This is a genomic window from Spongiactinospora sp. TRM90649, from assembly GCF_029382225.1.
Lineage (GTDB): Bacteria > Actinomycetota > Actinomycetes > Streptosporangiales > Streptosporangiaceae > Spongiactinospora.
This window is the reverse complement of the sequence record NZ_JARLTC010000036.1, coordinates 42,208-67,185: the sequence shown is the minus strand read 5'-3', so window position 1 is coordinate 67,185 and position 24,978 is coordinate 42,208. Positions and strand designations below refer to the sequence as shown.

The 24,978-nt window shown below is 71.4% G+C and carries 26 protein-coding genes; 21 read left to right on the top strand and 5 right to left on the bottom strand.

From position 1 onward, the window contains the following. Positions 1-228 precede the first annotated feature (228 nt). Positions 229-1,074 (top strand): GNAT family N-acetyltransferase, encoded by an 846-nt coding sequence (locus P3X83_RS34860; RefSeq protein WP_277309607.1) that lies wholly within the window; start codon positions 229-231, stop codon positions 1,072-1,074. Between the two features lie 11 nt (positions 1,075-1,085). Here the strand turns inward: P3X83_RS34860 and P3X83_RS34855 are convergent, their stop codons facing one another. Continuing rightward, a complete protein-coding gene (locus tag P3X83_RS34855) occupies positions 1,086-1,547 on the bottom strand; it encodes a MarR family transcriptional regulator (RefSeq protein WP_277309606.1) in 462 nt (153 codons plus the stop codon). A 74-nt stretch (positions 1,548-1,621) separates the two neighbouring features. On the opposite strand from P3X83_RS34855, the gene P3X83_RS34850 reads away from it, so the two are divergent. From P3X83_RS34850 to P3X83_RS34825, 6 genes are all read left to right on the top strand, one after another. Beyond that, entirely contained in the window at positions 1,622-3,022 is a 1,401-nt protein-coding gene (locus P3X83_RS34850; RefSeq protein WP_277309605.1) for an MFS transporter, read from the top strand. Positions 3,023-3,131: 109 nt separating this feature from the next. After that, the gene (locus P3X83_RS34845) at positions 3,132-3,572 is read left to right on the top strand and encodes a hypothetical protein (RefSeq protein ID WP_277309604.1); all 441 of its coding nucleotides are present in this window, start codon (positions 3,132-3,134) and stop codon (positions 3,570-3,572) included. A gap of 77 nt (positions 3,573-3,649) precedes the next feature. Next, a complete protein-coding gene (locus tag P3X83_RS34840) occupies positions 3,650-3,931 on the top strand; it encodes an ATP-binding protein (protein ID WP_277309602.1) in 282 nt (93 codons plus the stop codon). A gap of 286 nt (positions 3,932-4,217) precedes the next feature. Continuing rightward, positions 4,218-4,481 carry a hypothetical protein gene (locus P3X83_RS34835; protein ID WP_277309601.1) on the top strand — a complete coding sequence of 88 codons (264 nt, stop codon included), beginning with the start codon at positions 4,218-4,220 and terminating at the stop codon, positions 4,479-4,481. Further along, positions 4,478-4,618 (top strand): hypothetical protein, encoded by a 141-nt coding sequence (locus P3X83_RS34830; protein ID WP_277309600.1) that lies wholly within the window; start codon positions 4,478-4,480, stop codon positions 4,616-4,618. The genes P3X83_RS34835 and P3X83_RS34830 overlap by 4 nt, the downstream gene beginning before the upstream one ends. A gap of 289 nt (positions 4,619-4,907) precedes the next feature. Continuing rightward, complete coding sequence (locus tag P3X83_RS34825) at positions 4,908-7,544, top strand: hypothetical protein (protein ID WP_277309599.1); 2,637 nt, start codon at positions 4,908-4,910, stop codon at positions 7,542-7,544. A 36-nt stretch (positions 7,545-7,580) separates the two neighbouring features. Here P3X83_RS34825 and P3X83_RS34820 read toward each other — a convergent pair whose 3' ends face one another. Beyond that, positions 7,581-7,943, bottom strand: coding sequence for a hypothetical protein (locus tag P3X83_RS34820; RefSeq protein WP_277309598.1), 363 nt, complete (start codon positions 7,941-7,943; stop codon positions 7,581-7,583). Positions 7,944-8,008: 65 nt separating this feature from the next. On the opposite strand from P3X83_RS34820, the gene lhgO reads away from it, so the two are divergent. The 3 genes from lhgO to P3X83_RS34805 all read left to right on the top strand — a co-directional run bounded on the left by lhgO (position 8,009) and on the right by P3X83_RS34805 (position 11,416). Next, positions 8,009-9,193 carry an L-2-hydroxyglutarate oxidase gene (gene lhgO / locus P3X83_RS34815; RefSeq protein ID WP_277309597.1) on the top strand — a complete coding sequence of 395 codons (1,185 nt, stop codon included), beginning with the start codon at positions 8,009-8,011 and terminating at the stop codon, positions 9,191-9,193. Positions 9,194-9,272: 79 nt separating this feature from the next. After that, positions 9,273-9,989 (top strand): response regulator transcription factor, encoded by a 717-nt coding sequence (locus P3X83_RS34810; RefSeq protein ID WP_277309596.1) that lies wholly within the window; start codon positions 9,273-9,275, stop codon positions 9,987-9,989. Beyond that, positions 9,989-11,416 carry an ATP-binding protein gene (locus P3X83_RS34805; RefSeq protein ID WP_277309595.1) on the top strand — a complete coding sequence of 476 codons (1,428 nt, stop codon included), beginning with the start codon at positions 9,989-9,991 and terminating at the stop codon, positions 11,414-11,416. The genes P3X83_RS34810 and P3X83_RS34805 overlap by 1 nt, the downstream gene beginning before the upstream one ends. Here P3X83_RS34805 and P3X83_RS34800 read toward each other — a convergent pair. Then, positions 11,413-11,601 (bottom strand): hypothetical protein, encoded by a 189-nt coding sequence (locus P3X83_RS34800; RefSeq protein ID WP_277309594.1) that lies wholly within the window; start codon positions 11,599-11,601, stop codon positions 11,413-11,415. The genes P3X83_RS34805 and P3X83_RS34800 overlap by 4 nt on opposite strands. A 146-nt stretch (positions 11,602-11,747) precedes the next feature. Between P3X83_RS34800 and P3X83_RS34795 the strand changes: the two genes are divergently transcribed. From P3X83_RS34795 to P3X83_RS34775, 5 genes are read left to right on the top strand one after another with little or no spacing between them, the layout of a single operon-like run. Beyond that, positions 11,748-12,086, top strand: a complete 339-nt coding sequence (locus tag P3X83_RS34795; RefSeq protein ID WP_277309593.1) for a hypothetical protein — start codon at positions 11,748-11,750, stop codon at positions 12,084-12,086. 1 nt (position 12,087) lies between these two features. Continuing rightward, positions 12,088-12,801 carry a response regulator transcription factor gene (locus tag P3X83_RS34790; RefSeq protein ID WP_277309592.1) on the top strand — a complete coding sequence of 238 codons (714 nt, stop codon included), beginning with the start codon at positions 12,088-12,090 and terminating at the stop codon, positions 12,799-12,801. After that, a complete protein-coding gene (locus P3X83_RS34785; protein WP_277309591.1) occupies positions 12,776-14,284 on the top strand; it encodes a HAMP domain-containing sensor histidine kinase in 1,509 nt (502 codons plus the stop codon). The genes P3X83_RS34790 and P3X83_RS34785 overlap by 26 nt, the downstream gene beginning before the upstream one ends. A 14-nt stretch (positions 14,285-14,298) precedes the next feature. Further along, positions 14,299-16,035, top strand: coding sequence for an ABC transporter (locus P3X83_RS34780; protein WP_277309590.1), 1,737 nt, complete (start codon positions 14,299-14,301; stop codon positions 16,033-16,035). Then, positions 16,032-17,633, top strand: coding sequence for a YfjP family GTPase (locus P3X83_RS34775; RefSeq protein WP_277309589.1), 1,602 nt, complete (start codon positions 16,032-16,034; stop codon positions 17,631-17,633). The genes P3X83_RS34780 and P3X83_RS34775 overlap by 4 nt, the downstream gene beginning before the upstream one ends. Before the next feature lie 19 nt (positions 17,634-17,652). On the opposite strand, the gene P3X83_RS34770 is transcribed toward P3X83_RS34775, so the two are convergent. Both P3X83_RS34770 and P3X83_RS34765 read right to left on the bottom strand, forming a co-directional pair. Then, entirely contained in the window at positions 17,653-18,099 is a 447-nt protein-coding gene (locus P3X83_RS34770; RefSeq protein WP_277309588.1) for a CBS domain-containing protein, read from the bottom strand. A 258-nt stretch (positions 18,100-18,357) separates the two neighbouring features. After that, positions 18,358-18,705: a hypothetical protein gene (locus P3X83_RS34765; RefSeq protein ID WP_277309587.1), complete on the bottom strand. Its 348-nt coding sequence runs from the start codon at positions 18,703-18,705 to the stop codon at positions 18,358-18,360. A 1,136-nt stretch (positions 18,706-19,841) separates the two neighbouring features. On the opposite strand from P3X83_RS34765, the gene P3X83_RS34760 reads away from it, so the two are divergent. The 6 genes from P3X83_RS34760 to P3X83_RS34735 all read left to right on the top strand — a co-directional run bounded on the left by P3X83_RS34760 (position 19,842) and on the right by P3X83_RS34735 (position 24,887). Next, positions 19,842-20,105, top strand: coding sequence for a hypothetical protein (locus P3X83_RS34760; protein ID WP_277309586.1), 264 nt, complete (start codon positions 19,842-19,844; stop codon positions 20,103-20,105). Positions 20,106-20,787: 682 nt separating this feature from the next. After that, positions 20,788-21,324 carry a hypothetical protein gene (locus P3X83_RS34755; protein ID WP_277309585.1) on the top strand — a complete coding sequence of 179 codons (537 nt, stop codon included), beginning with the start codon at positions 20,788-20,790 and terminating at the stop codon, positions 21,322-21,324. 88 nt (positions 21,325-21,412) lie between these two features. Further along, positions 21,413-21,985: a signal peptidase II gene (locus tag P3X83_RS34750; protein ID WP_277309584.1), complete on the top strand. Its 573-nt coding sequence runs from the start codon at positions 21,413-21,415 to the stop codon at positions 21,983-21,985. A gap of 163 nt (positions 21,986-22,148) precedes the next feature. Beyond that, a complete protein-coding gene (locus P3X83_RS34745) occupies positions 22,149-23,183 on the top strand; it encodes a hypothetical protein (RefSeq protein ID WP_277309583.1) in 1,035 nt (344 codons plus the stop codon). A 63-nt stretch (positions 23,184-23,246) separates the two neighbouring features. Next, a complete protein-coding gene (locus tag P3X83_RS34740) occupies positions 23,247-23,687 on the top strand; it encodes a metalloregulator ArsR/SmtB family transcription factor (RefSeq protein ID WP_277309582.1) in 441 nt (146 codons plus the stop codon). Between the two features lie 69 nt (positions 23,688-23,756). Further along, the gene (locus tag P3X83_RS34735; RefSeq protein WP_277309581.1) at positions 23,757-24,887 is read left to right on the top strand and encodes an FUSC family protein; all 1,131 of its coding nucleotides are present in this window, start codon (positions 23,757-23,759) and stop codon (positions 24,885-24,887) included. Positions 24,888-24,978: the final 91 nt, after the last annotated feature.

The window sequence follows — 24,978 nt, the reverse complement described above, 5'->3', positions numbered from 1 at the left end:
GACGCGGTCCTCACGGATGCGCCGGATCCCCATGTCCCACCCACATCCGGAAAGGACCGGCGGAAAGGTCGGGTGAACCCCTGGGGCGGGCCTCTCCCCGCGCGCTCGCGCGGGACATTATTCTCATGGTTCGGGGGTTTCGTACCGGACTCGGCCGTGGGCATCTGAGGGCCGTGCGGGTCGTGCACGCCTCCGATCGGGACGCTCTCTGGGTGGAAAAGGTTCGGTGTGACGTCGGAACGTGATCAGCGGATTCTGCTGGACGAGTTGGAGACGTACTACGACGCGGTGCCGCGCGGGGGCGCGAGAGCCGAGGTTTTCGGACCGCTGACGCTCTTCGTCCGCGAGGGGAACGGCTGGCCGTATTACGCCCGGCCGTCCCTGGGGTGGAACGGCGCGCCCGGCGCGCCGGTGACGGCCGCCGAGGTCGAGCGGGTCCGGGCCAGGCAGCGGGAGCTGGGGGTCCCCGAGAGCTTCGAGTGGGTCGCGGAGACGACCCCCTGGCTGCGCGGGCCCGTGGAGGAGACCGGGCTGGTGACGCACGAGCACCCGCTGATGGTCCTCGACCCGGCCCTCGCGCCCCGGCCCGACGTCAGGGCCCGGATCATCGGGCCCGGCGAGCGGGAGGCGCTGGCCGGGGCGCTGGCGGTGCCGTACATCGCCTTCGCCGAGCCCGGCACGGCCGTCGGTACGGCCGGCGCCGCCGAACTGGCCGCGACGGTCCGCGAGCAGCGCGGCGACGGAACGGTGGACCGGATGGCCGAGCGCATCCGCACCGGCCTGTCCACGGTCGCGGTGGTCGTCGAGGACGGCCAGACGGTCAGCTCCGGCCAGCACCAGCCGGTCGGCGGGGTGACCGAGATCGTCGGGGTGGGCACGCTCCCCGACGCCCGCAGGCGCGGCCTCGGCCGTGCCGTGACGGCGGCGCTCGTCGCCGACGCCACCGCGCGCGGAATCGGCACGATCTTCCTGTCGGCGGGCGACGACGACGTGGCCCGGCTATACGCGACCCTCGGCTTCCGCCGGGTCGGCACCGCGGTCATCGCCGAGCCCTCGCCCTGGCGAACCGTGTGACCGCCTAGGGGTCAGCCCGACGGGATGTGAACCTCGTCCTGGATGTCGTCGGCGAGGCGGTCGAGCAGTCGGGCCAGTTCGGCCCGGTCGTGGTCGGACCAGTCGGCCAGCGCGCCGCCGAACCACTTGAGCGAGATGCGCCGGCAACTGTCCGCCGCCTCCGCGCCGTGCTGGGTGAGGGCGATGCGCCAGGCCCGGCCGTCGTCCGGGTCGCGGACGCGTTCGAGCAGGCCACGGCGTTCCAGGGCGGAGACGTGGCGGGTGACGTGGGGGCTCTCCACCCGCAGCGCCTCGGCTATGGCGCCGATCCTGCGGGGCCCGCCCTCGTCCAGCAGGTGAACGAGGATCTGCACGTCGGGACGGTCGAGCCGGACCCCCGCGGCCTCGGTGAGCTGAGCGTGCGTTTTGGCACGGTTGAGCGTGGTCACCAGGCGGCGGTAGGCCGCCAGGATCGTGGTCAGATCCGGGTCCACCGTTTGCTTACCTAACTTAGGTATGTAGTATCGGGTCTCGATTACTTACCTAAATTACCTAAGAGGAGCCCTCCGTGGCGACCATCGCCGTGTCAGAGGGCCGTGCGACGTCCAGCAGGAACCCGTGGCCCGCCGTGGTCACGCTGGCGATTGCCACATCCATCGCCGCCCTGCAGAACACCGCGGTCCTGCCCTTACTTCCGTCACTGCAGCGCGACCTGAACGAGACCCTGCCCGCCGTCACCTGGACCCTCACCATCAGCCTGCTGGTGAGCGCGGTGGCCACGCCGCTGCTGTCGAAACTCGGCGACATGTACGGCAGGCGCCTGGTGATCATCGGTGCGCTCGCCCTCCTCACCGCCGGCTCCGTCGTCGCCGCCCTCGCCCCCTCCCTCCCGTGGCTGATCGCCGGGAGAGTGCTCCAGGGCTTCGTGGCCGCCCTGCTCCCGTTGTCCATCGGCATCGTCAGGGACCTGCTGCCGCCCGAGCAGCTCGCCACCGGCATCGGCGTGCTGAGCGCCACCATGGGCGTCGGCGGCGGGGGCGGGATGGTCATGGCCGGGCTCGTCTCCGGCGACTACCACACGCTGTTCTGGATCATCACGGTTCTGGGGGTCGTGCTCGGGGCTCTGGTGCTGGCGCTGGTCCGCGACACCGGCACCCCCGGGCGGGGCCGTCCTGACCTGCTCGGGGCCCTGCTGATGACCGTCGGCCTCGTCGCGCTGCTGCTCGCGATCAGCCAGGGCAGGGCGTGGGGGTGGACCTCGCCCGCCGTCCTCGGCCTGCTCGCCGTCGTGGTCGTGAGCGCGGTCGCCTGGGTCGCCGTCGAACGGCGGGTGGCCGAACCCCTGGTCGAGATGTCGATGCTCACCCACCGGGGCACGGTGGGCGCGACCGTGTCGTCCATGCTGCTCGGATTCGCCTTCTTCGGCGGCATGACCGGCATCTCCAACTTCACCCAGGCCCCCGAGGGCGCGGGCTACGGCTTCGGCGCGAGCACCCTGGAGGTCGGCTTCTTCCTGCTGCCCATCACCGTCGTGATGCTGGTGATCTCACTGTTCTCCGGGCGGCTGATGCGCCGCTTCCGGGCCTCCTCGATGGTCTCCGCGGGATCGGCGATCGTCGCCGTGGGCGCGCTGTGGCTGGTGCTCTGGCACGGCACCGCCTTCGACATCTATCTCGCCTCCTCGGTGCTCGGCCTGGGAATCGGCATCGGCTACGCGGCGCTCGGCACGATGGCGGTCGAGCACGTCGAACCGGGCAAGACGGCGCTCGCCGCCGGGGTCAACGCCCTGGTGCGGATCTTCGGCGGGTGCGTGTCCGGCGCGGCCGTCGCCGCCATCCTCGCCGCCCTGCCCGGCGAATCCGGCTACCGGTGGGTGTTCGTCCTCACCGCGCTCGGCGCGCTGGCCGCGTCGGCGTTCGCGGCGGCATTCGGCAGGCTGAACCGTCGCACCCCTGCCCGGATCGGATAAGCCGCCACGCCGTACCCCGGTTCGGACGAGGACCGGGGTACGGCAGGGCCGGAAGTACCGCATTGCGGGTTTTTCGGACATTTGTTTCGGGCGTGACAGAATCTCCGCCGTGTTTTCCCGGATTGTGGCCCTGACCACCGCACTCACGCTCGCCGCGAGCGGATGTGGAGTGCTGCCGGTCGAGCAGGCCGCCGAACCGAGCCCCAGCGATCCGCTTACGCGCGCCCCGGCTCCCACGCCTACGGCGACCGGCCAGGACACACGCGAGGCCCTGGCCGAAACCCGTGGCACCGACAACGAGGACCTCAAGGTCGAAGTGGTCGGCCTCAACCGCGTCAAGGGCAAGCACCTTGTCGTGCAGATTCGTCTGTCCAACACCGGCACCGAGAAGAATCTGCCCTGGTCCTCTGACATGGGCGACCCCACCCGTCCCCTCGGCAAGATGAACTGGGCCTCCGGCATCGGCGTCCTCGACGCCCAGGCGCACACCTGGATCCCTGCCGCACCAGCCCGCCGACTCCCTCTGCCTGTGCAGCGACCAGAAGCGTGATCACCTTCCGTACTCCATCGAGCCCGGCCAGTCGATCACTGTTCACGGGGTCATGCCCCGTCTCCCTGGGTGATCTCATGACTGTGCTCGGTGAGCTGATCGCCAACGCCGTCACCCACACGCGCTCCGGCCTGCCGGGCGGGTGTTATGACCTTGCTCTGATCGCCTCCCGTGACTGGGTGCGCATGGAGATCACCGATGAGGGGGCGGACACGGAGCCCCGCAGCTCGGCGGCGGCTGACGACAGCGAACACGGGCGAGGGTTGCTCATGGTCGAAGCCTTGTCGGACGAGTGGGGCCATCGGCCGTGGGGACAGGGCCGGATCGTGTGGGCGATCTTTCGGCGGGCCGAGACATGAGCGAATGGCAGCGGATCGGCGAAATCGCCATCCGGGAGACCGGGAACGAGCTGATCGTTGCGAGTGCCCGGCCAGGACGAAGCCTGGAAGGCGTGATGATCGACCTCGACCGACAGGAGCGGGAGCGACGGGGACGCGGCCTCGCCCGCTTGGCGCACATGGTGAACAGCGCGTGTAGGCGGCTCCAAGGCCGTCGTTACCGTGCAGATGATCTCGATCTGCCTTCTACCTCCGTGGCGTCCCGAACGTCCTGGCGCCGCTCCCGGCCGCCGACGGGTCGGCGTACGTGAGCGTGGCGGGCGGGCGGTTCTCGCTCGCGCTCTACCCGAGGCTGGAGGCCGTGCAGGCCGTCGATGCCGGGATGTCGGCCGGGCAGTGGCGGGCGGTCGGGCAGGCCGTACGGCGGATCCACGGGACGCCGATCACACCGGAGCTGGCCCGGATCGCGGGCCGGGAGCGCTACCGGCCGCCCCGGCGGGAGCTGATCCCGGACATCGAGGCCTGCTCATCGTGGTGGCCGTGGTCCTGGCCAGGGAGGCGAAGAGCGTGATCATCGGGGAGGGCGCGGCTCCCGAGGTGATCTCGCGGATCAGGGACGTGCTCGCGGCGAGCGGCGGCATCGGCGAGGTCCGCGACCTGCGCACCCTGCACTCGGGCCGGAGGACCTGCTGGTCGCCGCGTCCGTGAAGCTGCCGTCCCGTACGGATCTGGGGACGGTCACCGCCACCGTCGATCGGGCGAAGGCCGAGTTGCGGGAGAAGGTCCCTGCGGTGTCGGTGGTCTATCTGGAGCCGGTGACGGCGGATGACTTGTACTCATAAAGGGACTGAGTACCTCTTCGCATGCGCGCTGGGGCATTTACCGGCATTGTTCGACTATGCATGATCCCGGCGGGATGAAATGTCCTGATTGCGGGGGTTCGCTTGGTACGGGAGTCCAAGCGTGCCCACAGTGCGGCCTGCCTCTCGGAGGGCCGGTGGCGCACGAGCTGTGGCGGCTGGACCAGGCGCTCGCGCGGCTCGACGCCGAACGCGCCCGCCTCGACGCCGAACGCACGCGGCTGCTGGGGCGTCGGGTGGAACTGGTCGGGATGCTCCGGGGGGCGCGGACCCCCGCCGGGGCGGGCCGTCCGGTGCCGCCCCCATCGCCCCTGTCGTCCCCGCCGTTCCCAGCGCCGCCGGTGACGCCGGTCATGCCGGGCACGCCGCGAACGGAGCAGGAGCGGCGGGAACTGTCGGCGCGGGCCACGCAGAACCTGCTGCTCATCCTGGGCGGGCTGCTGCTGGCCGTGGCCGCCGTGGTCTTCACCGTGGTGAGCTGGGGGTACTTGGGAATCGGCGGCCGGGCGGCGGTGCTCGCGGGGGCGACCGCGCTGGTGCTGGCCGTACCGGTGCCGCTGCTGCGACGCGGGCTGACCGCGACGGCCGAGACCATGGGCGCGCTGGGGGTCGCCTTCATGGTCCTGGACGGCTACGCGGCCAGACGGGTGGGGTTGGCCGGCGTTGACCGGCTGGCCCAGCCGTACTACATCGCGCTCGTCTGCGGGCTGATCGCGCTGGTGCTCGTGCTGTACGCACGGTTCGTGCGGTTGCGGCTCCCGCTGCCGATCGCTGTGGTGTTCGCGCAGTTCGCGGTGGTGCTGCCGGGCTTCGAGCTGGACTACCCGGCCCTCGGCTGCCTGGTGGCGGCCACCCTGGACACGCTGCTCTGGTTGCGCCTGAACCGCGGGGGCACGGGCGCGGCGGTACGCCGTACGGCGGCGGTCTGCGCGGCCTTCGCGGGCGCGCTCGGGGCGCTGGTAGGCGCCATCGAGGTCCTGATGACCGACGGCTCCCTGTCCCGCACCCTGGGCCCGTCCTTCAGGCTCTTCCTCTTCGCCGCCGCCGGCCTCATCGTCGCCCTCCTCCTCGCCGCCCGCGACCAGCCCTTCACCCGCCGGCCCCAACCAGCCACGGCCGGAGGCGGTATCGGTGGGGAGGGCCCTGACCATGGCGGAGCCCCAGGCACCGGGTCCGCCGGGGCCCGGCCGCCTGTTCGGGGGGTCGGGCGGCATGCGATCGTGGCGGCGATGGTGGCGGGGGCCGCGATCGTGGTGTTGGAGCTCGCGGCCATCTCCGTGTTGCGGTATCCGCTCGAATCGTGGGAGACCGGGTGGCGGCTGGTGGCCTGCATGGTCATGTCGATGGGGCTGGGGGTGGCCGCGCAGGCTGTGCCCGAGCGGGTCGTACGGCGGGCCGTCGGCATCACCGCCACCGTTCTCGCGGTGCTGTGGGCGCTTCCGATGGTGCCCGGGGCGATCGCCGCCCTCGCGAGTCCCGTCCGCAGGGCCGTGCTGAGCCCGTGGGAGCAGGCGGACCTGTGGTTCAACTCCGAGTGGCCGTCCGCGTGGCCCGCCGCGCCGGTGGCGGCGCTGCTCCTGGCCGTCGCCGCCGTGGTTATCGCACGCCGCTTCCGTGGCGGCACCGCCGACCAGACCGCTGATCACGTCGCCGAAGGGGTCGCGCTCTTCCTGGCCGCGCTCGCCGTCGCCGTGGCCCCGGTGGCCTACGCTCTGCCGTTCCCGCTCGCCACGGGGGTGGTGGCCGGGCTCGTGGTGGTGCTCGCCGGGCTGGCCGTCGTGGATCGGCGGCGGGGGATGGCGACCGCTCGGGCCGTCCTGGCCGGGGGGGCCGGGGTGCTCGCCGTCGCCTGGGCGGTGGCCGACGAGACGGCCACGCTGATCATGCTGCCGGTGCTGGCCGTGGTCGCCGCCGCCGTGGCGGTGACCGCCCGCGTGACGGGGTTCCGGCCGCACGCCGCCGCGCTCGTCACCGCCCTGGTGGGCGCGGAGGTCCTGGCGGTGTGCGCGTCGGCCGGATGGCGGGCCGCGTACGCGGCGTTCCCCCTGCTCGCCGTGGCCTGTCTCGCCGCGCTGGCGGCGGCGCTCCTGGCGCGGCGCACGCCCCGCCCCGCCGCCGCGACGGGAGTCGAGGTCGGCGCCTACGTACTGGTCGCCTGCGGAGTGCTGCTGACCCTGCCGGACCTCCGCCTCACGAGCCTGGCGTGCGCGGTGGCCGGGCTGCTGGCCGCCGGTACGGCGCTGCGCCGCGACCGCCGGGGCGACCGCGGGCCGCTGCGCGCCGCCGCCGCGCTCCTGCTGCTGTCCGGCTGGCTGCGGCTCGGCGTGGAGGACGTGACCACGGTCGAGGCGTACACGGTTCCCTTCTCGCTCGTGCTGCTGGCCTTCGGCTGGTGGCGCGCGCGGAAGAACCCGGGCACGTCGTCGTGGTCGGCCTACGGCCCGGGCCTGTCGTTCACCATGCTGCCGAGCCTGGTGGCGGTGTTCGTCTACGAGGACTGGCGGCGTCCGCTGCTGCTGGGCGGCGCGTCGCTGGCCGTCCTGCTGTGGGGGGCGCGCAAGCGACTGCAGGCTCCGGCGGTGGTGGGCGGTCTCACGCTGGTGTGCGTGGTGCTGCACGAGCTGTCGCCGTGGATCTCGGAGCTGGTGCTGCTGCTGCCGCGCTGGGTGCCGATCGCGGTGGGCGGCGCGTTGCTGGTCGCGGTCGGCGCGACCTACGAGGCACGCAAGCGGGACGTGCGGCGCCTGCGCGACGTGCTCACCCGGATGCGCTGAGCGAGCCGTCAGAGCCGGGCCGTCGGGGACAGGCCGTCAGAGCCGGGGCACGAACGGCTCGCCGCGCAGGGCCCGATCGACCAGGTCGATCTCGGCGGCGAGCCGGACCAGGCGCGGCCCCTCCTGCCGGTACGTCTCCAGCACGGCCTCGACGGCGTGCGGCGGCAGATGGTCCTTCAGCTCGACGGCGGCGCCCCGGTACCCGGCCCTGGCCGCCTCGATGGCCGCCCCCACGTGGTGGGCCGCCATCCTGGACAGCGCGACCGGATGACGGCGCAGCACGCCGTAACCCCGGTAGTCGGGCGGCACGGCGTCGAGAAGCCACGCGACCGCCGAGCTCTCCCAGTCGGGGCTGCCCGGCGGGCGGACCCCTTCCGGCCAGTCAGGTGGCACATACACGCCAGCATATTAATCGAAACCCAGTTCGATCGCGCGAACGCCCCCGTGGCGCTAGCTTTCGTCTCGTGAGCGAACGCATCGGAGTGATCGGCGCGGGCATCCTCGGGTTGGCGGTCGCGCGCGAGCTGGCCCGCTCCCGCGGAGCCGAGGTGACCGTGCTCGACAAGGAGCGTGAGGTCGCGGTCCACCAGACCGGCCACAACAGCGGCGTGGTCCACGCGGGCATCTACTATCAGCCGGGCTCCCTCAAGGCCCGGCTGTGCCGCGAGGGCGTGGCCATGCTGCGGGAGTACTGCGCGGAGCACGCCCTGCCGTACGACGAGGTGGGCAAGCTGGTGATCGCCGCCACGCGTGCCGAGCGGACGGCGCTGCGCGGGCTGGCCGAGCGCGCCAGGGAGAACGGCGTGCCGGGGATCGCCGAGCTGGACGCGCTGGGCCTGCGCGAGATCGAGCCGCACGCGGTGGGGGTGGCCGCCGTCCATTCCCCGCACACCGCGATCGCCGACTTCCCCGCCGTGGCCCGCAGGCTGGCCGCGGACGTCGCCGAGCTGGGCGGGGCGGTGCGGCTGGGCCGTCCGGTGACCCGGCTGCGCGAGACCGGCGACCAGGTCGAGGTCCGGGCGGGAGGTGAGCGCTTCACCTTCGACCGCCTGGTGTCGTGCGCGGGTCTGGGCACCGACGCGGTGGCCCGGCTGGCCGGGCACACGGGTGACGTGCGGATCGTCCCATTCCGTGGGGAGTACTTCGCGCTCGGCAGCGGGGCGAAGGATCTGGTGCGGGGGCTGATCTACCCGGTGCCCGATCCGCGCTATCCGTTCCTCGGCGTCCACCTGACCCGCCGGATCGACGGCGAGGTGCTGGTCGGGCCGAACGCGGTGATGGCGCTGGCCTTCGAGGGCTATTCCTGGCGGCGGGTCCGGCCGTCGGAGCTGCGGCGCATCCTGTCCTTCCCTGGCACGATGCGGCTGGTGGCCAAGCACTGGCGCACCGGGGTCAGGGAGGTCTACGGCTCGCTGGTCAAGCGCTCCTTCCTGCGCGCGGCACGCCGTTACGTCCCTGAGCTGACCGCCGCCGACCTGGTCAGGACGGAGGGCGGGGTGCGGGCGCAGGCCGTCCGCCGGGACGGCTCGCTGGTGGACGACTTCGTGATCGACACCCACGGCCGGGTGGTGCTGGTGCGCAACGCGCCCTCGCCCGCGGCGACCTCCAGCCTGGCCATCGCCCGGTATGTCGCCGCCGCGGTGGGGTGAACGGTGACTACTCACCGTTGCATGTCCCGTAGTCTGATGTTTTAACAGGATTCTCACCCAAGCGGGCAAAGATAGTGCCGTGACCGATTCGCCAGAAGCGCGACTGCTGATCGTCGAGGACGAGCCGAACATCCTCGAACTGCTGGCCGCCAGCCTGCGGTTCGCCGGATTCGAGGTGGCCACGGCCAAGGCCGGGCTGGAGGCGGTCGCGGCGGTCCAGCGGCACCGCCCCGACCTCGTCGTGCTCGACATCATGCTCCCCGACATGGACGGGTTCGACGTCGTGCGCAGGCTGCGCGGCGGAGGCACGCACACCCCCGTGGTGTTCCTGACCGCCAGAGACGCCGTGGAGGACAAGATCCGCGGCCTCACCATCGGCGGCGACGACTACGTGACCAAGCCGTTCAGCCTGGAGGAGGTCATCGCGCGGATCCGCGCCGTGCTGCGCCGCGCGGGCGGCGACCCGGTGGGGCCGCCGCCGAGGATCGGCTTCGCCGACATCGAACTCGACGAGGAGAGCCACGAGGTGTGGCGGGGCGGCAAGCCCGTGCCGCTGTCGCCGACCGAGTTCAAGCTGCTGCACTACTTCATGTCCAACGCCGGGCGGGTGCTGTCCAAGGCGCAGATCCTCGACCACGTCTGGAACTACGACTTCCGCGGCGACGCGGCCATCGTCGAGTCCTACGTCTCGGTGCTGCGCCGCAAGGTGGACAACGTGGAACCGAGGCTCATCCACACCCTGCGCGGCGTCGGCTACGTGCTGCGCCTCCCGCAGCCTCCGGCGCCGCCGACCTGATGGCGCATGGGCTGCTCAGCCGTACGCCGCTGCGGATCAAACTGATCGCGGCCATGCTGGCGCTGCTGATGTTCGGGCTGACGCTGATCGGCGTGGTCAGCGTGTCCGTGCTGAAGGGCTACCTGATGGACCGGGTGGACACCCAGCTCCACCTGCTCGCCGGTGAGGCCCTGCGGCGCAGCCAGCGCGGGCACGTGGCGCTGGCCAACATCCGCCTGCCCCCGGACGCCACGATGACCGTGCGCCGCCCGAACGGTGAGGAACAGCTCACCGTGAACGGCATGGAGACCGACACCGTGCCGCCGCCGAACCTGTCCGGGATCAAGGTCGGCGGGCCGTACACGGTGGATGCGGTCAGTGGTGACGCCAAATGGCGGGTGCAGGCGCTGCAGGGCGGCGTCCAGGGCGACCGCACGCTGGTGGTGGCCATGGACCTCAGCGAGGTCTCGCAGATCACCGCCCGGCTGGCGCTGATCGAGGCGCTGGGCGGCGGCGGGGTGATGCTCACCCTCGCCGGGGTGGGGATCGCCATCGTACGGCGCAGCCTGCGCCCCCTCGTCGAGATCGAGCGCACCGCCGCCGAGATCGCGGCGGGGGAGCTGAGCCGACGGGTCCCCGACATCGAGCCGCGCACCGAGGTCGGCCGCCTGGCCCGCGCGCTGAACGGCATGCTCGCCCAGATCGAGGCGGCCTTCGCGGCCCGCTCGGCGTCGGAGGCGGCGGCCCGCCGTTCTGAGGAGAAGATGCGCAGGTTCGTCGCCGACGCCTCGCACGAGCTGCGGACCCCGCTGACGTCGATCCGCGGGTTCGCCGAGTTCTACCGGCAGAACCCCGAGGGCGACCCGGCCGTGCTGCTGCGCCGCGTCGAGGACGAGGCCGCCCGGATGGGGCTGCTCGTGGACGACCTGCTGCTGCTCGCCCGCCTCGACCGGCAGCGCCCGCTGGCCACCGATCCGGTGGACCTGCTCGCGCTGGCGGCCGACGCCGTCCACGACGCGCGCATCCTGGCCCCGGACCGCGAGCTGACCCTCCAGGTGGACGGCGCGGCGCTGATCGTCTCCGGTGACGAGGTACGGCTCCGCCAGGTGATCGCCAACCTGGTCACCAACGCGCTGACCCACACGCCGGACGGCTCCCCGATCACCGTACGGCTCTCCGCCGCCGACGGGTTCGCCTGCCTGGAGGTGGCCGACCAGGGGCCGGGGCTGGCCCCCGAGCAGATCGAGCGGGTCTTCGAGCGCTTCTATCGGGCCGACACCGCCCGCACCCGCGCCGCGAAGAACGACGGCGGCACGGGCCTGGGGCTGGCCATCGTTGCGGCGCTCGTGGAGGCCCACGACGGCACGGTCTCGATCACCTCGCAGCCGGGCAAGGGCGCGACCTTCCGCGTGCTGCTGCCGCTGGAGTCGATGGAACCCGACGACTAGCCGGTTGGGAACGAGGGGTCGGGGAAACCGGTCACGGACGCGGGCAGCACGACCCGGTCGTTGGCGGTGAGCCCGGCGGTGATCTCCACCGTCGAGCCGGATCCGGCCACGGCCAGGACGGTCGCCCCGGCCACCGCGACGGCGGCCACACCCCCGATGGCCACCCTCGGCCACGTCGTTCTCATGCGTGTCATCCTGGCCCCGGCCACGTCAGCCGATGCTCGGGCCGGGCTGAGGGTTTGCTGTGTGTGCGCGCCGGGCGCGCGGCTGTCAGCAAACGCTCAGCGACGGCTGAGCCTGGGCCCAGCGAGCGTCGCCACAGTTGGGGCTTGTGAAACTGTCGTTGCGGCGCAGGGCGCTGATCGTGGAGACCGGTGTGGTCGGCGACCGCACGACCGAGATCACCTCGGGCCTGGAGGAGGGCGATGAGGTCGTCCGCCAGGCCACCACGTCCACCAGCACCGACCAGCAGGGCGGCTTCCCCGGAGGGTTCCGCATCGGCGGCGACGGCACCACCGTGACCGTGACCACCACCTCCGGCACCAGCGTCCAGGTGACCCGGAAGGGCGGCGTCGCGGACCTCGCCCCCGGCGGCTCGATCGTGGTCAGGGGAGAACGCGGCACGGACGGCACCATCGAGGCCACCGCCGTCACCCAGGGCGGTCGATGAGATGGCCGACTCCGACACACCCGCGCGCACGCCCGAGGCCCGGCTGCTCATCGTGGACGACGAGCCCAACATCAGGGAACTCCTGTCGGCCAGCCTGCGCTACTCCGGGTTCGAGGTAGTCGCCGCCGCCGACGGCCACGAGGCGGTCGCGCTCGCCGAACGCGTGCGTCCCGACCTGGTCGTCCTCGACGTGATGCTGCCCGACCTGGACGGCTTCGCCGTCGCCCGGCGGCTGCGCGGCGCAGGACGCCGCCTGCCCGTGCTGTTCCTCACCGCCCGCGACGGCACCGACGACAAGGTCCACGGCCTCGGCGTCGGCGACGACTACGTCACCAAGCCGTTCAGCCTGGAGGAGGTCGTCGCGCGGATCCGGGCCGTGCTCCGCCGCACCCGGGGCGACCTCGAACTGCCCTCCCGCCTCCAGGTCGCCGACCTGGTCCTCGACGAGGACGCCCACCAGGTCGAACGCGCCGGACGGCCGGTCCGCCTGTCGCCGACCGAGTTCAAGCTGCTGCACTACTTCATGTCCAACGCCGGACGTGTCGTGTCCAAGGCGCAGATCCTCGACCATGTCTGGAACTACGACTTCGGCGGCGACGCCGGAGTGGTCGAGTCCTATGTCTCCTACTTGCGGCGCAAGATCGACAATGTGGAGCCACGCCTGATCCACACGCTGCGAGGCGTCGGCTATGTCCTTCGCGCACCCCGTCACTGAACTGAAGAGGCGACTGGCCAGGACCCCGCTGTGGCTGCGGCTCGTCGCCGTCACGCTGGTCCTGGTCGCCGCCGCCATCGGGGTGACCGGGGTGTTCGCCGTCCGGTCGCTGCACGGGTACCTGATCGACCGGGTGGACGACCAGCTCAAGGCCGCCGCCCGGCTCATGGACCGAGGCGGCGACGGCGGCGCCGAGGCGCGCCCGCGCACCCAGCGGCTGTTCGGGCTGTTCCACATGGTCGTCCTGGACTCCGGCGGCGAGGTGATCCACACCATCGCCGAGTCCACCGACGCAGACCGGCCCGCGCTGCCGCACCTGTCGCCCAGGGAGTTCGCCGGACGCCAGGGCCGTCCGTTCACGCTCGACTCGGTCGAGCCCGGCGGCGCGCAGTGGCGTGCCGTCGCCGTCGTGGACCGCGACCGGGAGAGCCGGATCATCGCCGTCAGCCTCGACGAGATCGACCACACCGTGGCCCGGCTCGTCGTGATCGTGGCCGGGGCGGGCAGCGCCGCCCTGCTCGCCTGCGCCCTGGCCTGCCACTGGCTGGTCCGGCGCAGCCTGCGCCCGCTCGGCGAGATCGAGCGCACCGCCGAGGCCATCGCCGGGGGAGACCTGTCGCGCCGGGTGCCGCTGCGGCACCGCCGTACCGAGATGGGACGGCTCGGCCGGGCCGTCAACGGCATGCTCGTCCAGATCGAGAAGGCGCTGCGCGACCGCTCCCGCTCCGAGGCCGACGCCCGCCGCTCCGCCCAGGCCGCGCGCCGCTCCGAGGAACGGATGCGCCGCTTCGTCGCCGACGCCTCGCACGAGCTGCGCACCCCGCTGACCTCGATCAGGGGATTCGCCGAGCTGTACCGCCAGGGGGGCGCGCACGACGCGGCCGAGGCCCAGCGGGTGCTGCGCCGCATCGAGGACGAAGCCGCCCGGATGGGCCTGCTCGTGGACGACCTGCTGCTGCTCGCCCGTCTCGACCAGCAGCGTCCCCTCGACCGGCATCCCGTCGACCTGCTCAGCCTCGCCGCCGGGGCGGTGCTCGACGCCCAGACGCTCGCTCCCGACCGGACCATCGACCTGGTACGGCTGGACGACGCGGACGGCCCCGTGACCGTCGTCGGCGACGAGGCCAAACTCCGCCAGGTGCTGGGCAACCTGGTCGGCAACGCGCTGCGGCACACCCCGCCGGGCACGTCCGTCGTGGTCCGGGTCGGGCTGGCCGGCCGGGAAGTGGTGGCCGAGGTCGCCGACGAGGGCCCCGGCCTGTCGCAGCGCGACGTCGAGCGGGTCTTCGAGCGGTTCTACCGCGCGGACCCGTCGCGCAGCCGCACCGGGGACGGCGGTGGCAGCGGGCTCGGCCTGTCCATCGCCGCCGCGCTGGTCCACGCCCACGGCGGCGCCATCGACGTGGACAGCGCCCCCGGGCACGGCGCGGTGTTCCGCATCAGGATCCCCGGCGCACCGGGACGCCTAGCCCCATCCGCGTAGGGAATGATCGGGGCATGACAACGGGCGATGGCTTGCTGGGCGCGCTCACCGAGCTGCGGCGGCGGCTCGGCGCGGGCCTGTTCCCGCTCGCCGTCGCCGGGCGCGACGTGGTCGCCGACCGCGCGGCGCGCGCCGAACTCGCCGGTCAGCTCGACGACTACCTGCTGCCCCGGCTGCGCGCGATCGACGCGCCGCTGCTCGCCGTCGTCGGCGGCTCCACCGGCGCGGGCAAGTCCACGCTGGTCAACTCCATCGCCGGAGCCCAGGTCACCGAGGCGGGCGTGCTCCGCCCGACCACCCTCGCGCCCACCCTGGTCACCTCCCCGGCCGACGCCGCGTGGTTCACCGGCCGCAACGTGCTGCCCGGCCTGCCCCGCGTCACCGGCACCGCGCGCGGCGACCCCGGCACCCTGCGCGTCGTCACCACCGGAACGCTGCCCGGCGGACTCGCCCTGCTCGACGCCCCGGACATCGACTCCGTCGTCACCGCCAACCGCGAACTCGCCGCGCAGCTCCTCGCCGCCGCCGACCTGTGGCTGTTCGTCACCACCGCCGCCCGGTACGCCGACGAGGTCCCGTGGGGCTTCCTGCGCTCGGCCGGAGAGCGGAGCACGGCGCTCGCCGTGATCCTGGACCGCGTGCCGTCCGAGGGGGCCGGGGTCATCGCCGCCGACCTGCGCCGCCTGCTCGCCGAGAACGGGCTGTCCGGCGCCAGGCTCTTCGAGGTGCCCGAACTGGTGCTGCCCGAGGAGAACGCCCCCCTCCCGCCGGAGGTCGTGCGTCCCGTCACCGACTGGCTAACCGCCATCGCCGCCGACACCCAGGCGCGGGCCGAGGTCGTCCGGCAGACCCTCTCCGGCGCGCTCACCAGCCTCACCACCCGCGTGCCCGCGCTGGCCACCGCCGTCGAGGCCCAGCTCGCCGCCGCCGCGCGGCTGCGCGGCCAGGTCACCACCGCCTACGACACCGGGATGGCCGACTTCGACGAAGGCATGCTCGACGGCTCGCTGCTGCGCGGCGAGGTGCTGGCCCGATGGCAGGACTTCATCGGCACCGGCGACCTCATGCGCGGCCTGGAAAGCCGCGTCGGACGGCTGCGCGACCGGCTGGCCGCCATGTTCACCGGCCGCCCCGCGCCGGAGAACCGGCTGCGCGACGCGCTGGAGACCGGCGTCGGCTCGCTCATCAGAGGCTCCGCAGACGGCGCGGCCGAACGCGCCCTGGAAGCCTGGACGGCCGACCACACCGGCCGTGACCTGCTCGAACGCGCCGGAGTCGCGCAGACAGGCCGCCTGGCGCGTGCCTCCTCCGACCTGCCGGAACGCGCGGAGGCCGTGGTGCGTGACTGGCAGTCCTACGTGCTGGCCCTGGTGCGCGAAGAAGGCCAGGACCGCCGTACCACGGCGCGGATCGCCTCGTTCGGGGTCAACGGGGCCGGGCTGCTGCTGATGATCGGCGTCTTCGCGTCCACCGGCGGGCTGACCGGGATCGAGGTCGGCATCGCCGGAGGCACCAGCGTGGTCAGCCAGAAGGTCCTCGAAGCGGTCTTCGGCGACCAGGCCGTCCGCGCGCTCACCACCAAGGCGCGGGACGACCTGCGGCGTCGGGTCCACGACCTGCTCACAGAGGAGGCGGACCGCTTCACCGCCCTGCTCGACGAGACCGAACCGCCGGGCGACGCCCCGGACGCGCTGCGCGCCGCCGCCGAGGCCGTGCGGGAGCGGCCGCTGGGCGGGGGAGCGCCGTCGTGAAGGTCTTCAGGAGGAAGCGGGCGGGGCTCGACGAACGGCTGGCGGCTCTCGCGGAGGCCGCCGAGGCGGGCGATGGACGGGTGCCGGTGGAGGGGGCGCGTGCCGTACTGGACCGGGCGGGGGCGCGCCGGCGGCTGTCGCTCGACCACACCGTCGTGGCCCTGGCCGGGGCCACCGGCAGCGGCAAGTCCTCGCTGTTCAACGCCCTGGCGGGCAGCGACCTCGCCGAGGTCGGCGTGATCCGCCCCACCACTTCGACGGCCCAGGCCGCCATCTGGGACGGCGAGGGCGCGGCGCCGCTGCTCGACTGGCTGGAGATCCCGCGCCGCCACGAAGTCACCGCCGACCCGGCGCTGGGCGGCCTGGTGCTGCTCGACCTGCCCGACCACGACTCGATCGAACTGGGCCACCGCCTGGAGGCCGACCGTCTCGTCGAACTGGTGGACCTGCTGGTTTGGGTGGTCGATCCGCAGAAGTACGCCGACGCGGCCCTGCACGAACGCTACCTGCGCCCGCTGGCCGGGCACCGCGACGTGATGCTCGTGGTCCTCAACCAGACCGACCGCCTGTCACCGGCCGCAGGTGAACGATGCCTGACCGACCTCCGCGCCCGCCTGGACGACGACGGCCTGCCCGGCATCCGCGTTTTGGGCGTCTCCGCCCGCACGGGCGCGGGCCTCGACGACCTCCGCGGCACCCTGCACACCCTGATCTCCGCCCACGACGCCTGGTCCGCCAACCTGACCGCCACCATCACCAGCACCGCCCGGTCCCTCCTCACCCCGGCCGCCGACGGCGACGCCGGTCGGGAAGGGGAAGCGGTGCACGGCCGCCTGACGGAACGGCTGACGGGGGCGCTGTCCGAGGCCGCCGGGGTGCCGCTGGTGGTGTCCGCCGTCGCGAAGGCGCACCGGCACCGGTCCATCGCCGCGACCGGCTGGCCGGTGACCCGCTGGCTGCGGCGCTTCCGCGCCGACCCGCTGCGCCGTCTCGGCCTCGCCGGGAGCGCGGGCTCTCGGACCTCCCTGCCCGCCGCCTCCGGCGTGCAGCGCTCCCAGGTCGACACCGCGATCCGTGACCTCGCTCAGGACGCCTCGTCCGGCCTGCCCGAGGCGTGGGCCTCGGCCGTACGGCAGGCCGCCCGCTCCCACGCCACCGACCTTCCCGACCGCCTCGACCGTGTCGTGGGCGAGGCGTCCAGCGGCGGCGCGGCGCGTCCCCGCTGGTGGCGGGCCACGGGGGTGCTGCAGTGGCTGCTGCTCGCCGTCATGCTCGGCGGCGCGCTCTGGCTCACCGGGCTGTTCGCCCTCGACTACCTGCGGTTCCCCGAACCGCCCACCCCGACGGTCGGCGACGTGCCGTGGCCCACCGCACTCCTGCTCGGCGGCGTCATCGCCGGGATCCTCGTCGCCCTCGCCGCCCGCGCGCTGGCCTGGCTCGGCGGTCGCCGCAGGGCCCGCAGGACGGCCAAGGCGCTTCGGTCGGGAATCGACGAGGTCGCGCGGGAACTGGTCGTCGCCCCGGTGGACACCGAACTCGACCGCCACGACCGTTTCGTCAAAGCCGCGACCCTCGCCGCGACGGGCGACCGCGGCTGAGCCCCTTCCCTTTTCGGGGTCAGGTCACCGCGAGCAGCCGCCTGAACAGGCCCGACGCCGTGATCGCGCCGATGTAGGTGTCGCCGTCGAGTACCGCCACCAGTGGGGTGTGCGTCTGGGCCATCAGCGCGGCGATCTCCATGGCGGTGGCGTCGGGATCGACGATCGCCGGCCGTACCTTGTCGTGCGGCAGCACATCACGTACCCGCCGATCGGCGAGCCCGGCGCACATCAGATCGGCGTGCCCCTCGTCCACCACTCTGGCCAGCGCCGGATCGGCCTGGATGTACTCCGGAACGACCATCCGGAGCAACTGCGAGCCGGGAAGCACGGAGTGGGGACGGCCGTCCGTCCCCATCACGATCACCCCGACGAGGCGCTGCTCGGCCATCAACCGTGCCGCGTCCATCGCGTTCGAATCGATCTCCACCGTGGGAAACGGCTCCACCAGATCAGCAGCACGCACCCATCGAAGGTAACACCGATCCCCGCCCCCGCCCCGAGATCACACTTTTCCCCCACATCGACTTCCCCTCCACCCCAGAACCTCAGCCCACCCCGCCGCGCCACCGGCTCGCCGATCGCCCACTCTCAGCGAACGAAGACATCCAGCCTTACCGCAATTCCGGCCATACGAGTTCATCGGCGTGGTGGGCTCACAAGCTGGAGGAACGGCCGAGCCTGCTCGGTGGTAGTACCCGAGCAGGCCCGTTCTCGCGTCGTCCTACTGCCTGCACTTTCTCTGGCCCGCGTTGAACCCTGCGTTGAAGCCGATGTCATATGCTTCGTCGTCGGAGATTCGCCCTTGCCGGCGCGGCTGGCCGCACTTCCTTCCTTCCGCGAATCCGTCGGCGTAGCCCTCCGCGCAGATCTTCCTCTGCTTCTTTTCGGGGAACTTGCAAATGGGCGGCACCACGCTCGAGGTCGCCGTGACCCGACTGTCGTCGGCGCTCACGGACGCTGTCGGAAAGACCGAGGCCTGCGAGGTCCCGATCGACCCGAACGCGAGAGCGGCGATCAGTGGACTGGCGAAGAGCAGGCGTTTTCCGTGCATCTTCGTCTCCTTCCTCATGAAGGCGTCCGTTCCTTGACTGGCGCGGACGGTACCCTGGACGGCTTGGTGGAGCCGATCCTCATGAAGACGAACCTGGGGAGTTCCTACTTCCGAACCGGACCCCCGAATGAGGGGCCTCTGGCTGTGGACCCTGCTTTCCGCCGCCGCCCGCAGGCCATGTCCCTGACAGTGCATGCCAGTTGGGCAACGCGTTCTACCATCGTCCGATTCGATTTAGCGGCGCGTCCAGACGGTTGACTTTGATATGAGCACGATTTGGCCTGTTGGCCGGGAATCTTCGAGGACTTGGCCGAAGTGAAGGAGTTCTACCCGTTTACGGCGTGCACCCTATCGGGGTCATGGGTTCGACCCGAATCAAACTCGCTCATACGCCGAGAGACCATTTGCCGTGGCATTGCCATGGCACTGCGGCGGGCCGTCGCCACCTGAAGCCCCACCCCGTGACAGGGGCGTGGCGGTCCTCCTGCCAGAACCTGCCTGGTGGCGGGGGTGGCCGAAGGGGGCACCGCGTCCGAGGCGGCCCTCCCGAGCACGCGTCGATCTTTTCAGGCCGCTCTGCGGCAGCGTGCGGCGGGCGAGGACCGGCTCCGCCTGCGGCGGACAAATGGCCCTCGCTTCGCTCGGACGGCCCCTATTCGTGTCGGGCCTCGCCCGACGCCGGTGCCACCTGCTCCCCGATTACCATCTGAAGGGGCGAAAACATGAAGCAATCCACGTGGTTTCGGATTCATGGTTTACCGGAAAAGTCGGCCAATGTGGCGTGAAACAGGCGGCCCGTCGGCGTGATAAATGGCGGTAGCCGTCACAGCCATGGCCGTAATGTCCGAGGAGCGGCGGATCTTCGTCGGTCAGCGGCCGGAGTTCAGTGCCTTGACCTGCGCGGCGATCCCTCCCCTCGGCTCTTCAGAAATGGATACAGGCCTAGCTTTTGGACGCCATCGGTCGGCGAGACTCTGGAGTGGACCGTTCTGGACCCTAGTGCGTACCGGGCGGTTACTGATTACGTACTCTGCGGAAAGTGCCGCACAGTCGTCCCGGCAGTACCGCCCTCCTGACACATCAGCGGCACTTCACCGAACCACCTGTAAAGCGCGCCGTGGACATCGGCGTACGCGAGATGACGCGAGGCCGTGATGAAAGTGATCCAAAGCGAAGCCGAACTTTCACGAGATCATTTCTCGCCCGCACAATCCGTCTGGGATAAGGCCACCGACCGGATCGACGCCGAGTCACGCCGGTTCATCGAGCACTGCAGCCGGGCCTTCGTCCGCTCGAAGCTGTGGGACCCCTCCTCCTGGCCGGACAAGGACTGCCTCAAGGCCGGTCAGCCCATTCCCGACCTTCCGTCGACCGCCTCCAAACTGAAAGGCCTGGGCCGAACCCCGCGCGGCCGGTGACGTCGCCCGAGCTCATAGCCCACAACCCTCGCTCAACTCGGACAGTGCTATTCGGACCATCAGGCCGCGCACGCGCCCACGCGGCCAGGTGCCCGTCGTGGAGGTGGGAGGAGGCGGCGGAGCAACAGCAGTCAGAGGACCTTGGAAGATCTCCGAAAGGCGGCGATCTCCCCAGTGTGATCGCCGTCCGTGACGGCAAGACCCTGATGGTCCGGTGCTCGCCTTCGCTGAGGGCGAGTGGAAGGACTTCCTCGTCGGCATCAGGAGCGGCCGGTTCGACGGACTGATCTGACGGTCCAGGGAATCCGGCTTCCGGGAACACGGCCCGAATCGGTCCAACAGGCCAGGCCGCACAGCCTGCGTCTCGGCCCTTCGGTATGGTGTTCCCGTCCAACATAATGGGCGCCAACCTTGATCGTCTTCACGTCCGCAACACCGTTTACGCGAGAGTGGAGCGCCGTGAGCAGAATGTTCATTTCGCGAATGGCCGGCGGATTTCCAGGAAAAGCGGCGAAGTGGGTAGCGGAATCTCGGCTGATATAGCGATGATGATCGAGTGAGAGCGGATTCGTCATCTCGTCGCCAGCCCTGCGACTCTCGGGCTTGCCATGTCTCGGAGGCGAATTGGAGAGTGGGTTCGATGGGCGTACGACCTCTCGGCTCGGCGTCCAGGCGCGCCGCGATGCTGAAGAAGAGGCGGGTCCGGCGGGCCGTTTTGATGGCGGTCATGGTGTGTCTGCTCGCGGTCGCCGACACGATCGGGCCGTTACAATACTACGTCGGGCGGGGGATTCGAGTCGGATACCCGGCGGGCTGGGAAATGCGAGTTAGCCCTGACTTGAGTTACCCATTGGTAATGGCCGTGGAGCCTCCAACGTGGCCGTACGGATGGTGGGCCGAGTATCGGGTGTTCCTGTTCCCCTATGGGGTAACGTTGGAAGAGGCGGCAGGGGAGTATTTCGAGTCCATTGCCAGTGAATACGCCCTACTGGAAAGCGAGAAAGTGGTAGTGGGTACCGGTATGCCCGGCTATCTGGTGCGTACTTCATATGTCTCATACACCACCGACATGCAGGGCTTCTCGTCCGGCGACTTCGTCTTGTTCACCGTGACAAAACGTGGACAGGTGCTCGTAGTGCGCTGTGCCTGTGTTCCGGAGCGATGTCTGCTGGAAGCCGCCTCCATCCGCTCTATGCTGAAGTCCATGGTGTCGGCCTGAAGGCGTGCCGGTCGCGGTGCGGGTGCTCGCGCGAGCGTACCTTTCGTTAGATTCGCTGGTAGAAGGCGGAGATTGTGAGGTGCGGCGGGTGGCCGGCGAGCGAGGGGCGCGGGAGACGCGGGCGGGGTTGCGGCTGTACGGGTGGATGCTGGTGCTGGCCGCCGGAGTGTTGCTCGTCGATCAGGCCTCCAAGTACTGGGCGCTGTCGGCACTCTCCAACGGAGAGACCATCGCGGTGATCCCGGAGCTGATCAAGTTCCGGCTGTTGCTCAACCCCGGGGCCGCGTTCTCCATCGGTGAGGGGATGACGTGGGTGTTCGCGCTGGCGGCCGGGGCCGCCGTCGTGGGCGTACTGTACTTCGGACGGCGGGTGCGTTCGGGAGCCTGGGCCGTCGTGCTGGGGCCGTTGCTGGGCGGGGCCACCTCGCATTTGCTTGACCGCCTCTTCCGGCCGCCGTCCTTCGGCCAAGGGCACGTCGTCGACTTCATCGACTACGGCGGGCTGTTCGTCGGCAATGTGGCCGACATCGCGCTCGTGGGGAGCTGCGCCGTCCTGATGCTGCTCAGCCTGCGCGGTGTGCCCTTCGACGGCGTCGCAGAGAAGCCTGAGGAGGCTGAAAAGGGGGATCCGTCCCCCGGCCCGGCGGGGCCGAGCGCCTGACCGTCCGTAGGCTTCGAGGCGCCGGAATCGACGCAGCCTGAGCGCACCGTTCTGTCGGCGGGTCGGACCGTACGTGTGGCCGAGAGTGGACATGGACCCGCGTGCCGGAAGGCGCGCCTCGGTTTCGGGGACACGGGAGTGGGGCGTGGCTACGATCGGCGGCATGCGTCTGGGAAGAAACGCTCCTATTGTCGCCACTGTTGTGATCGGTGCGTTATTGCCCGCGTCTGGGCCCGCGCTGGCGCAACCGGCGAGTGCCTCCCGAGAGCAGGCCGTCGAGCAGGCGGTGCTGCCCACGCGGGTCGTCGGGAACGGGACGCCCGCCAGCTGCACGTCGCAGGCCGTGGTCGCGGCCGTGGCGCGGGGCGGGGTCATCAAGTTCTCGTGCGGTTCCAAGCCCGTGACCATCGCGATGAAGGCCACCGCAAAGGTGCGCAACACCAGTGCCCGGGTGGTGATCGACGGCGGCGGCAAGGTCACCTTGAGCGGTGAGGGTGTGCGGCGAATCCTCTACATGAACACCTGTGACAGGTCGCTGACCCTGACCGCCGCGAACTGCACCGCGCAGTCCACCCCGTACCTGTCGGTGCGCGGGATCACCTTCGCCCGGGGCAACGCGACGGGGCAGCAGAAGGACGGCGGCGGCGGAGGGGCGATCTTCGTCAGGGGCGGCCGGTTCGATGTGACGAACGCCCGGTTCGTCGGCAACCGCTGTGACTCCACGGGGCCGGACCTCGGCGGCGCGGCGATCCGGGTGCTCGACCCTTACCGGGACGGGCCGATCAACGTGGTCAAGAGCACGTTCACCGGCGGCATCTGCTCGAACGGCGGGGCGCTGAGCAGCATCCACGTCTCCTGGACGATCGTCGACAGCGTGTTCACCAACAACAAGGCGATCGGGCGCGGCGCGAACCCGGCCCGGCGCGGCACGCCGGGCGGTGGCAGCGGCGGGGCGATCTACACCGACGGCGACCGCTTCACCGTGAAGATCGTGCGGTCGCGCGTCGAGGGCAACAGCGCCCGCGAGGGCGGCGGGGCGGTGTTCTTCGTGAGCAACGACCGCACCGGCACGCTGCGGATCGAGCGCTCCACGCTGCGCCGCAACCCGAGCGCCGGGTTCGAGACCGAGGGATTCCCCGGCATCTTCTTCCTCGGCGCGGGCAAGCCGCAGGTGGTCTCCTCGACCCTCCGGAAGTAGTCTCCGACCACGGCAAACAACCATTGAGTTGTGCAGCTCAATGGTTGTGTGTAGGGTCGTGCCGTGGCTGTCGTAGACGACGAACTGAGCCTGGTGTTCGCGGCGCTCGCGGATCCCACCAGGCGAGCGATCCTGGAGCGCCTCGCCGAGGGCGAGGCGACGGTGAACCAGCTCGCGGAGCCGTTCGAGATGACCCAGCAGGCGGTGTCCAAGCACCTGCGGGTCCTCGAACGCGCCCGGCTGATCTCACGCACCCGCAGCGCCCAGTCGCGCCCGTGCGTGCTGGACGCCGAGCGGCTCGACGCCGCGGCGGGCTGGATCGCCCGCCACCGGCAGGTATGGGTCGATCGTCACGACCGCCTCGACGAGCACCTCGCCGCACTGCGCGGTGAGGCGCGACCCGATGTGCCCGGCGCGGAGTATCGCGAGCTGGAGGGCCAGACGCACGACGTGGACGCGGAGGCGCTCGCCCCGGTGCTCGTCGAGTTCCTCGACATCCCCTGACGCCGGAAGTCCGCCCGCTCGCGAGGGTATGAACCCCGGGGGACCAACGGGCGAGCGGAGGTGGGCGAGGTGCGGCTGAGTGGCGACGCCGTGCGCGCCGACGTGCGGGAACGCAGGCGCCGCCTGTCCATCGTGGCTCCGACGATCGTGCAGACCGCGCTCGCGGCCGGCCTCGCGTGGGTGATCGCCAAGGACGTCCTCGCGCACAGCCGGCCGTTCTTCGCGCCGATCGCGGTGGTCCTGTGCATCGGCGTCGCGGTCGGGCGGCGTCTGCGGCGGCTGGCCGAGATGGTGGTCGGGGTCAGCGTGGGCGTGGGCGTCGGCGACCTGCTGATCGCGCGGATCGGCTCGGGCTGGTGGCAGCTCGCCCTGGTGGTGGCGCTGGCCATGGCCGTCGCCGTCTTCCTGGACAGCGGCACCACGATCGTGCTGCAGGCGGGGACCTCGGCGGTGCTCGTGGCCACGCTGCTGCCTCCGTCGGGCAGCGGTGGCTTGGACCGGATGGTGGACGCGCTGCTCGGCGGGGTGCTCGGCGTCGTCGCCGTGGCGCTGTTCCCGGCGAGTCCGTTCACCATCGTGCACCGGCGCGCCGGGCCGCTCTTCGAGGCGCTGGCCGACGCGCTGGAGGCCACCGCAGACGCGCTGGCCAGGCATGACATGGAGCTGGGGGCGGAGGCCCTGGGGGAGGCGCGCCGGACCCAGAGCACGGTGGACGACTTCAACGAGGCGCTGCAGACCAGCAAGGAGATCACCAGGATCTCCCCGCTCTACCGGCACCGCCGGGAGCACCTGGCCCGCTATCAGACGGCGGCCACGCACGTCGACCACGCCCTCCGGAACACCCGCGTGCTGCTGCGCCGCGCCAACTCGGCGCTGCGCGTCGAGCACACGATCCCCACCGAGCTCCCGGGGGCGCTCGCCGACCTGGCCGCCGCCACCCGGGCCATCCGCAGGGAACTGGCCGAGGGACGCGAGCCGGTCGGGGCGAGGTCGGAGATCATCTCGGTCGCCGCCCGGGTGCGCGGCGTTCACACCGACCGCGAGGACTTCTCCGCGTACGTGCTGACTGCTCAGCTCCGCTCCGTCATCGTGGATCTCCTGCAGGCGACGGGCACCGACTACACCACCGCGCTGTCCGCCCTGCCGAGGATCGACACCCACGGCGACGGGCAGCATGGCGCGCAACCCCGCTCGGATTAGTCTCGCTCAGGCGAAGGCCGAACTTTTCGGTTGAGCGGAACTCGCCGCCGTGCGCAGAATCGGACGCGTCACAGCATTCGGGACGTCACAG